The sequence below is a fragment of the Rhodococcus sp. 1163 genome, assembly GCF_002091985.1.
In the GTDB taxonomy this organism is placed as follows: Bacteria; Actinomycetota; Actinomycetes; order Mycobacteriales; family Mycobacteriaceae; genus Rhodococcoides.
On the sequence record NZ_MKKX01000039.1, the window covers coordinates 35,113 to 44,383 of the forward strand.

The 9,271-nt window shown below is 60.7% G+C and carries 8 protein-coding genes; 1 reads left to right on the top strand and 7 read right to left on the bottom strand.

Annotated features, from left to right (window positions below):
* Window positions 1-703: 703 nt before the first annotated feature.
* The 7 genes from BJD99_RS20520 to BJD99_RS21070 form a co-directional block, all read right to left on the bottom strand.
* Window positions 704-4,396: a phage tail tape measure protein gene (locus BJD99_RS20520; RefSeq protein WP_084349054.1), complete on the bottom strand. Its 3,693-nt coding sequence runs from the start codon at window positions 4,394-4,396 to the stop codon at window positions 704-706.
* Window positions 4,397-4,480: 84 nt separating this feature from the next.
* The gene (locus BJD99_RS20525; RefSeq protein ID WP_084349055.1) at window positions 4,481-4,747 is read right to left on the bottom strand and encodes a hypothetical protein; all 267 of its coding nucleotides are present in this window, start codon (window positions 4,745-4,747) and stop codon (window positions 4,481-4,483) included.
* Window positions 4,748-4,900: 153 nt separating this feature from the next.
* Window positions 4,901-5,176 (bottom strand): hypothetical protein, encoded by a 276-nt coding sequence (locus BJD99_RS20530; protein ID WP_084349056.1) that lies wholly within the window; start codon window positions 5,174-5,176, stop codon window positions 4,901-4,903.
* Window positions 5,177-5,186: 10 nt separating this feature from the next.
* Complete coding sequence (locus tag BJD99_RS20535; RefSeq protein WP_179142454.1) at window positions 5,187-5,780, bottom strand: hypothetical protein; 594 nt, start codon at window positions 5,778-5,780, stop codon at window positions 5,187-5,189.
* A gap of 423 nt (window positions 5,781-6,203) precedes the next feature.
* Window positions 6,204-7,055, bottom strand: coding sequence for a hypothetical protein (locus BJD99_RS20540; RefSeq protein WP_084349058.1), 852 nt, complete (start codon window positions 7,053-7,055; stop codon window positions 6,204-6,206).
* Window positions 7,052-7,390, bottom strand: coding sequence for a hypothetical protein (locus BJD99_RS20545; RefSeq protein WP_084349059.1), 339 nt, complete (start codon window positions 7,388-7,390; stop codon window positions 7,052-7,054). Before BJD99_RS20545 ends, BJD99_RS20540 begins: the two co-directional genes overlap by 4 nt.
* Window positions 7,391-7,737: 347 nt before the next feature.
* Window positions 7,738-7,878: a hypothetical protein gene (locus BJD99_RS21070; protein WP_179142455.1), complete on the bottom strand. Its 141-nt coding sequence runs from the start codon at window positions 7,876-7,878 to the stop codon at window positions 7,738-7,740.
* A 110-nt stretch (window positions 7,879-7,988) separates the two neighbouring features.
* Between BJD99_RS21070 and BJD99_RS20550 the strand changes: the two genes are divergently transcribed.
* Window positions 7,989-9,244 (top strand): IS3 family transposase gene (locus BJD99_RS20550; RefSeq protein WP_143542010.1). Its coding sequence is split into 2 segments (ribosomal slippage): window positions 7,989-8,262 and window positions 8,262-9,244, totalling 1,257 coding nucleotides; the frame shifts between segments, so codons are not numbered across the junction.
* Window positions 9,245-9,271: the final 27 nt, after the last annotated feature.

Below are 9,271 nucleotides of genomic sequence, written 5' to 3' on the forward strand. Positions count from 1 at the left end.
GTGCCACGGCTAGGGTGAATGGTTGCGATACTTCGGAATACCTCCCGAACAAACCTCTAGTCTTCATTCTACAGAGGGGGTGGACACGCTACGCTGACCTGCGCATCGATCTCGCAGTAGGCAGGCTGTTCTCCGCTTTTCTCATCTGCTGGTGCCACACCTTCGTCAAGCTGTCCTTGTCGTATTCCAGCCCTAGCGGCCCAACTCGCCCGATCTGTGGGCTGGACGCGCGCCACCGACGCAACGTCCGCTTGTTACGCCCAACGAACTCGATTGCAGATCGTTCGCTGATCCACTGGGGTTCGTACGAATCTGTTGGCCAACGATTCTCGATACGGCTACGGATCGGACCCCACGCCTCAACAAGGTTCTCGCAATCCCAATCCGGCATCTCAGCATCGAGCAAGTGACGGACCCGCTGAACGACAGTGCCTCGGGTGCACCCGTAGTAACCGCTCCACCGAATCAGTTCGCGCTGCTCGTCCAGTATCGCGTCGATAGGGTCGACCGAGAGGGGCGGTCGGGAGGTGGGTTTGACATGCTGCCCACCTCCCGACCCCGCTTCACCTCTGCGATGCGAGGGCGCTACGTGTTGCTGCAGCTCCCATATCTGCCGCGGGGTATTGGCGATGAGAACTGCTGCACGAGAACGTATGTCGGCTTCCATTGTTCTATTGTCGTCGCAGTGTCCGACCCCAGGACGTTAGTAGACGCTGAACCTTTTGAAGGCGTCCGAGATGATGCTCGACGGGTCAGAACCGCCGCCTTGTACGACGTCGCCTTGGATCTGTGTATCGATCGTGTCGCCTGTCGGGAGTTGAGCGACCAGCTCCGCGTTCTTCTCCGCTAGCGCCGACGCGAGCTGCTCGATGGAGTCCTTCGTAAGCCCGATGATGCCGCCACCAAGCAGGCTTTCTGCAAGGTCACTGATGGCCGATACTGCCCCTATGCCGCCGACAATGCCGCGGTACAGGTTCTCGTTCGCGACATCTTCCTTCGATGCGTTCCGAAGTACCGTCAACGGCTTGCCGGAGCCGACAGCGTCAGAGTCCGACTGTGCTGCCGCCCACGAGTGCACCGACTCGGCGTGCTTCGAACCACCCGATTCGTAGGAACGGTCAGAGGGTCCGAAGAACCCGACAGTGCCACCGTCTGCATACGAGCCGACAGCGTTTCTGCGGATCATGTCGAGTAGACCGCCGTGTTGGTCGACGATGTCTTTCGGGATGACCATTTCGCCTGGTTCGAGCATGGCGGGGACAGTGTCTGTCGGTGCGATGGGCTGCCCGAGGAAACTCCGCAGCATCGGGTCGTCCTCTTCGACACCGCCGAGGAAGGTTCGCAGTTTCGGTGTGTATGCGCCGTTCGCCAGCGATGCGAGCCCGGTCGGTTCACTGTCCGCGAACGATGTAGCCGCCGCTGCCAGGTCACCGAGGATCCCGCCTAGCTGGCCCGCTGTGCCGCCGCCTTGAGGTGATCCGCCACCTGATCCGCCCGATGCAGTTGGTGCGCTGCCGCTTGCGGCGCTCGCCAGCGATGCCGGCCAGTTCGTGACGTACACGTTGCGTACGTCGCCGCCTGTTGCGCTACCTGCTGCACCTGCTCCGGTTGTGTCTCCACCAGCCGCTGTAGCCCCGCCTGCCGTGCCGGAACCGAGGTTCTCGGATCCATCATCCCCGCGCGGGAGATGCCACACCATCGGGAAGTCCTGCGCTGACTGCGCACCTGCACCGAACACGATTCCGTCAGAGCCGGATTCGGCGGGTGTACCGAACAGGTCACCCGCCATATGGCCGTTCATTCCCGATCCGCCGTTGGTGCCGATGTTGAATCCACCGTCGTCGTATCCGGGGACGAAACCGAGGGCTGCGAAGTCGGAGTCGGTGGTGAAGCGGACATCCTTGCCGGTGTAGGCGTTGTAGATACCGGACCAGTAGCCCGAGCAGTCCAGCTTGCCGTATTCGTAGGCCATGCCGTTCTTGCTGCTTGCGTAGGACAGGGCCGCATCTTTGTCGCCTATCGCGCCACCGTCTGCGAACGCGCCTACATCGCCGCGGTCCAACGCTGCACGGAAACGGTAGACACCTGCCTGACCGCCGAGCTTCGAGACATCGCCAGCGTCGAGCATGTGTTCGCCGTTACTACCCCACAGTGGGATGACATCGTCACGTGGACCACCTGCCCCGCGGATAGCTCCACCGTCCGCGAATGAGCCGCCTCCGCCGCCGAACCCTCCTGTGGCGGGGTTGCTTCCTGACGGTGTGGCGAACACTGGGGCGACGGGGCCTTGCATCGGCATGTCACCGCCTGTACGCCGGAAATCGCGTTCGGCCTGCGCGGTGCGCGCGGTGTCGACGACGACTGTCATGCGCCGCTCACGGGCGAGGAAATCAGCGATGATGGTTTCGGCTTCAACGGTTTCAGCGGTGACTCGTATGCCGTTGGGTGTTTGCTCGACCTTCAATCCAAGGTTCCGCAGACGTTCGATCGTCTCGGGACTGTTATCGGAAACCATGATCGTTTTCGAATCGGGTACATCGGTTATGACAGCGTCACCGAGTGCCTGCATCAGCCGCGTGGAGTTCGCGGCCTCGGTGCCGGCGTTGAACACACCATTGCGGAGGTTTTGCAGGCCGGGTATCGATCCGTCGATAGTGTCGGCCATGCCGCGCATCGTGTCGGCACCTGCCGCGGTGGACTGCTGGAATCCTTGCATGGCTTCACCGACGCCTTGCAGCTTCGATGCGACATCGTCCATGCCGAGAGCTGATGCGAGGGATCCTGCGAGGGAAACGACTTCGCCCATGCCGCCAACGATGAAGCCGAGTGCGCGGCCTGTGCCCTCCGACAGGTTGGCCATGACGCGGAGGGTGTCTGCCGAGAATTGGGCGAGGGCGATTCCGCAGTCGAGTGCGCCTGTCGCGAGGGCGGTAAACAGGCCGATCAGTTCACCCTTGTTTGCTGTGACCCAGTCTGCGAGGTTGGCGAGTTCGGGGCCGAATGCATCGGCTAGGGCTAGCTTGATGTCGTCGGCGCTGGTCTCGATTGATCGTGCTGCGGATTCGAAGGATGCTGCACCGGATTGGGCCATGGTGTCGCCGGCTTTTTTGACCGAACCTTCCACCTGGCCGAACTGGGCCATCGCAGTGTCGAGGTTCATGTGATCTGCTGCGGCCTGAATGTCTTCGAACTTGGTGCCGTACAGGGCAAGCGAGGCGTTGTACTTGTCCTGCGGGTCTTGGATTTGCTGGAGGTTCCGTAGAACGGTGGCCATCATGTCGCGCGATGACTCGTCGCCGCGAACCATTGCGGAGCGGTAGTCCTCTGCTGAGACTCCGAGTTTGTCGAAGCCTTCCGCTGCGGCTGCGGTGCCGTCAGCGGCCCGTAGTTTCAGTTCCTTCAGGGCGTCAATTACGACATCGGTGTCACGAGCACCGTTATTGGCACCTTGAGAGACCAAGGCCCAGCCTTCCGCGCCTTCGAGGCCGAGTGCGCGTAGCTGGGTGGAGTATTCGACGAACGAATCTGCCAAATCCTCACTGACATTGAGGTTGTTAACTTGGCCTTGGTAGAGGATGTCCATCGCTTCGGTGGCATTTGCGGCCAACCCGTTTTTGACGGCTTGCCCTGCTGCCTGCGCAACCTTGGGGACTTCCTCACCCATCAGATCCGACACGATGTTGAGTTGGTCGATGGTGCTTTGGAATGCGCCAGTGTCGGCGTCGCGGGGTACCAGTCCTGCTTGGATGGCGGCGCGGATACCGTCGACGTTCGCTTCGACGGATTCTCCCCACCCTGCCGAGTAGGAGTTACCTGCAGCGGCTCCGATCGATCGGGCTACATCTTGGGGGATGTCGAGCTGGGCTTGTACTTTGTCGAGGACGGCTTGTTGCTGCATTCCGTCTGCGATCGCATCGGCGAGGACGGCTCCTGCTGCTAGCCCGATGACTGCGACTCCGGCTAACGCTCCGGCTATGGGTCCGCCTTTGCTGCCGAGATCTCCTAGTTTGGACGATAGGCCGGTGAGGATGCCGCCGCCCATGGAGGATCCTGCGCGTTCGGAGAGTCCGCCACCGAGGGAGCTGAGGCCGCCTGCTGCACGTTCTGCCGCGCCGCTGATTCCGTCGACTTCTTCGGCGGCGCGCCGTGCGGAGGATCCGAGGCCGCTGGGTACTTCGTCGAGCCTTCGGACGTCTTGTCCGGCGTTGCGGGCGTTGGTGCCGAGGCGGTCTAGTTGTGTGGTGGGGTCGCGGAGGGAGTTGCGTACGGATTGGGAGGTTCGATCGAATTGTGTGGATAGTCCGCGGGCGTTTCGTTCTGCGGTTGCTAGTCCTTGGGTGAAGCGGGTGTCGTCGAGTTCGAGTCGTGTGTAGATGGTGCCGGTGTCGAGTGCCACTGTGGGCCTCCAAAAGTGTTGTTGGGTATAGAAAAACCCCGCACATCGGGTGATGTACGGGGTTGGGTGGCGCTGTGGGGTTTGCTACTTGTCGTGTAGCGCCGCTTGACGCTGCATGGCATAGGTGCTGAGGATGGTCAAGCAATTCTTCTGTAGCTGCGTGACTTTGGCTTGCATCTCGCCGGCTATGACGTTCTGTGACACCAGCGATTCAATGAGAACTGCGCGGAGATTGCTGTACCCGAGGGTGTTGATTACCTTCTGGGCTTCTTCGAGCTGCCCGCTGCGAATGAGGATGACGAGGTGGGCGGATACTGCTCCCGCCTCTTTACCGATGAGAGTGGTGGTCATATTGTTGTCCGGTTCATTTGTATGAATGATCTTCTGTCGTTTTCGTCGTTCCCAGTTAGCAGATGTCCGGCTCAGCGGCGATGATCATCCGAGCGAGTTCACCAGCAATATCGTTGCTACGGGCATCGCCGCGGGGTGCACCGAGCATCTGCCTTAATTCTTTGCGGTACCACCGACTGCTGCGATCTGTGTTTCCCACTTTTGGCGGTCGATCAGTAGCACGTAGTCAGCTTCTGCTGTGTCCCGTTCACGTGTGGCATGGTCCAGTTCGGCGTGCGCACGTTTGACTTCTGCTTTGGCTTTCTTCACGCGGGCGCGCTGGTCGTATCTGACTGCGCGGGCTCGGTGTAGGCGTTCGTCGAGCAGGGAGGTGATGCCGGCACCGTCGAGGTCGGGCAACTGCACGGGGGATGGTTCACGGTCAGTCATGGTGGTGTTCCTATTCATCGTTGTCGTCGGGGATGACGTATGCGCGTGGAGATTCGTTGTCCTCGTGCTCTCCGCCGGTGAGGATGTACTGCATGTATTGCTGTGCCTCGGAGACGGATGCACCGCGGCCGGCCCCACGTTTCTCGTCGAGGTATGCCTTTACGTCGGAGATTGTGACGCCGTCATTCAGCCGGTGATCGTTGCGAATGACCATCGCCTTATCAAGAAAGATCGCTGAGACGCGGGCGACGTGGAATGAGTCGGCGGCGGTCTTCACCTCAAGGTCTGGGAGCGCGCGTGCAACCTTCGCCAGCCCTAGACCTGCGACTTTCAGGAAGGCCTCGTGCAGGGTTTCGAGGCGCTGCTCGTTGGACAGCTTCGCAACTGCGGTTGCGTGAGCCATCGCGGCACCGTCGAAGGTCAGGTTGCGGAGCTTGCCGGCGTCAGTCACTGTCTGCTTGCCGGCTTTCAGATGCTCGGCTATCTCGTTCCGGCTCATGCCTGAATCGTGTAGCCGCTTCACATCGTCAGCGATGGATTCCGCTCTCGATTCCTTTTTATGGGGCGAATCCGGATTTGGTGGTGCTTGGGGTGTTGTGTTCATGGTGCCTCTTGGGCGTGTGTGGGGGGCTGGCCCTACCTTGGGTGTGGGCCAGCCCCTTTGGGTGCGTCTGTGTTGGATGCGGTGGCTGTCTAGGCGGCTTGCTGGTGCCGCTCGCCTTGTCGGGGTGTCCTGATTGGGGTGACGGTGGCGATGTGCTCTGCATTGGTGGTCACGCCGAGTCGGGATGCCACGCGAATTAGGCGCTCAGTTGGACAGGGTGGCGCGGTGGCCAGTAGGCGGGCTACATACCGATCGATTTCCTCGCTCATGCTGGCTGGTCCTGTCGGTCCGGTGTGATGTTCAGGGATGCTCGGAGTAGTGATAGCTCTTGTTCTGCGCGGATGCGTAACCTTCGCTCACGGTCGGCTTCATTCTGTGCGCGGCTGATTGCGATCTGTGCTGGTGTCTTCGGATGAGTCGTGTTCACGCGGGTAGTCCTCTGAGGTGGCGTTCTGGGGTGTTTCCCGTTTCCGGACCCCCTATGTGGGAAACGGGAAACACTCCATTTTCAAGCTCGTGTGCTTGTTTTTCTTTCCAAGCTTTCATTGCGTGGCTCGTGCGTTCGGTGCGCCATTTGAGCCGTTCGCGTGCGTCTCGTTGGCTTGTCGGTGGCGGGACCAGTGCCGCAATGGCTTCGATGTCTGCGGAGGGGACAGTAACTTCGGTCGGTGCCCGGTTGTCTCCTGCGTCTGGTGCCTTCACTTCGTACACCATGCGTGTATCCGAGATTTGTCGGAGACGGAAGAGGCCTGCTGTCGGTTCACGGTCGCCTGTGGGGCAGTGCTGGCGTAGACCGCCGTGACGGTCTTTGTTTATGGTCAACCATGCGCTACCGCCGGATCCTGGGGTGAATGCGACATTCACTGCGACTCGGATTGAGACTCCACCGATGGCGCGTCTTTTCGCTGCGGTACCTCCGGGGCCGGATGCTCTGGAGTCGGTGCCCTTGGCTAGGTGGTCGATGAGGATGACGGCTGCACCGCATGCTGCGAGCGGCTTCAGTACGCGAGAGTGGACTGAAGTGAAGTCGTCGGCGCTGTTGGAGCTGGATCCGAAGAGGGGGAGTAGCTCTCCGAGACTGTCGACCACAACGACATCGGGTTGCCATTCAATGAGGTCTTTGACGACGTGGACTAGGTGCGATCCATCTTCGGGTTCGACGTAGCGGAAGTGATCTCTGGAGCGGAGGTTGTCTGGTTTCGCTCCGAGGCTGAGGAGTCGGCCTGTGGTGGCTGCTGGTCCGTTGTGGTCCAAGTCGATGACTGCGAGCTTCATGAGAGCACCTCGGCACCGGCGGCGAGTGCCACCCATGTCTTCCCGGACTCTGGATCTCCGAAGACGAGATTGACTTGTCCTGTGTAGAAGAGTGCGTGTCCGTCGCTGCGTTGGAGTATCTCCGGTGCGGGCGGTTCAGGGATTGTGCCGTCGAGTAGGGCTGCGATGTCGGTGTAGAGGTCGCGTTCAGTTTCAGTGTTTCCCGTTTCCCGGATAGGGGGGTGGGAAACGGGAAACACTGGTTCAGGTGTCGCCGCGCGGGGGAACGGAACCACCTCGACATTGTCGATCCATTGGCGGTCAAGGTCTTCTGCGGTGTTCGAGTGGGTATGCATAGTCTTGCGTAGTCTTTCGGTCGGTCAGGCAGCGCTGGGGAGTGAAGCGGGAGTGGAGATCCAACCGTTATGTCGGGCAATGCGCATTGCCAGGGTTGGATTGTGTTTCCACAGTTCGCGAACGTCGGCTTTGGCTTCATCGGGCAGTGCGCCAGGATTGCCTGATCGCATGATTGACAGGCGGGCATTGCGTCGCACGCGTCGCCAACCCAGGTCAGACACCAGAGCATTCGGGGCTTGAGTTGTGCGTGGCGAATGATCGGCTGGGATGTAGCTGGGATGCCTGCGCGATGCAATAAAAGCGATCGCGCCAGCGGTCCATTCAAAGTAGAACGGATCACGGGTCGTCATCGGCGTAGGAACAGCTCGTCGCGGTATTCGAGGCGCTTCAACATTCCGAAGCCGTCGAGGATCATGGTGCGGTCGGCTGGGTCGTAGTCGTCTTCGCAGCGATGCTCGTCTCGGCATCCGCAATCGAGGGCTGGCATGCGCCGAGAGGCATCACGTCTACGTCGGAGCGTTGCGCCTACAGATTCGGGAGGTAGAGTGAACCGTCCCGGGTTTGATGCCGCTTCGTTCTTTGTGAAGGATGAAGCACATGTCGAAGCGTTACCCGGCCGAGCAACGTGAGCGTGCGGTGAAGATGGTCCTCGACCACCTCCACGAGTACAACTCCGTCTACGGCGCATGCAAGGCAATCGGACCGAAACTGGGTGTCGGCGCGGAGTCACTCCGGCTCTGGACACGCCAAGCTCAGATCGATGCCAACCAAACTCCCGGTGCAACGACCGAGGAGCAACAGCGAATCAAGGAACTCGAGCGTGAGAACCGAGATCTCAAGGAAGCCAACGAAATTCTGAAGTCGGCATCGATTTTCTTCGCGAGGGAGCTCGACCCTCGCCGCCGCAGATAGTCCAGTTCATCGATCAGATGCGTGCACAGAACTACCGGGTCGAGTCGATCTGCCGCGTGCTCACCGAGCACGGCGTGCAGGTCGCCCCACGCACGTACCGCAACTGGAAGAGCGCACCACCATCGGCCCGCACGATCTCCGATGCGTACCTCACCGCCGCGCTCCGCGACACGGTCGGCGAACCTGAAGAGCTCTACGGCCGCCGCAAGATGTATCGCCACCTGCGCAGGAAGGGCCATAGCGCGGCTGCCTGCACAGTCGACCGACTGATGGGCGACGAGGGTATGTCCGGCGTTGTCCGAGGCAGGCGGCACCGCACCACGATTCAGGGCGGTAAGAATTCCACACGGGCCCCTGACCTGCTCGACCGTGATTTCACTTCCGAGGCCCCGAATCGGAAGTGGGTCACCGACTTCACGTACACCAGGACGTGGGCGGGGTTCGTCTACGTCGCGTTCGTCATCGACTGCTTCTCCCGAGCGATCGTCGGTTGGCACGCCTCGACGGTCAAAGACACCACTATGGTCACCACCGCGTTGAAGATGGCGCTGTGGCGACGAGATCACGGTGGACACCGCGTCGGACCCGGCCTCATTCATCACAGCGACGCCGGCAGCCAATACACCTCGATCGCGTTCGCGGAAACGCTTGTGCTCGAGGGCATTGCGGCATCGATCGGAAGTGTCGGAGATGCCTACGACAATGCGTTGGCGGAGAGCACAATTGGGTTATTCAAGACCGAGGCGGTATCGAAGCGGAGCCCGTTCCTGAACGGGCCGATGAAGACCATCGACGATGTCGAGTTTGCTACGATGGGGTGGGTCGACTGGTTCAACCAACGCCGACTCCACAGCACCCTCGACTACCTCACACCAGAAGAGTTCGAGGAGGTCTACTACAGTCAAGAATCGGCACTCCGCCCGGAGATGTTGCAAGCGTAGGAGCGGCAAGAAACCCGGGACGGTTCA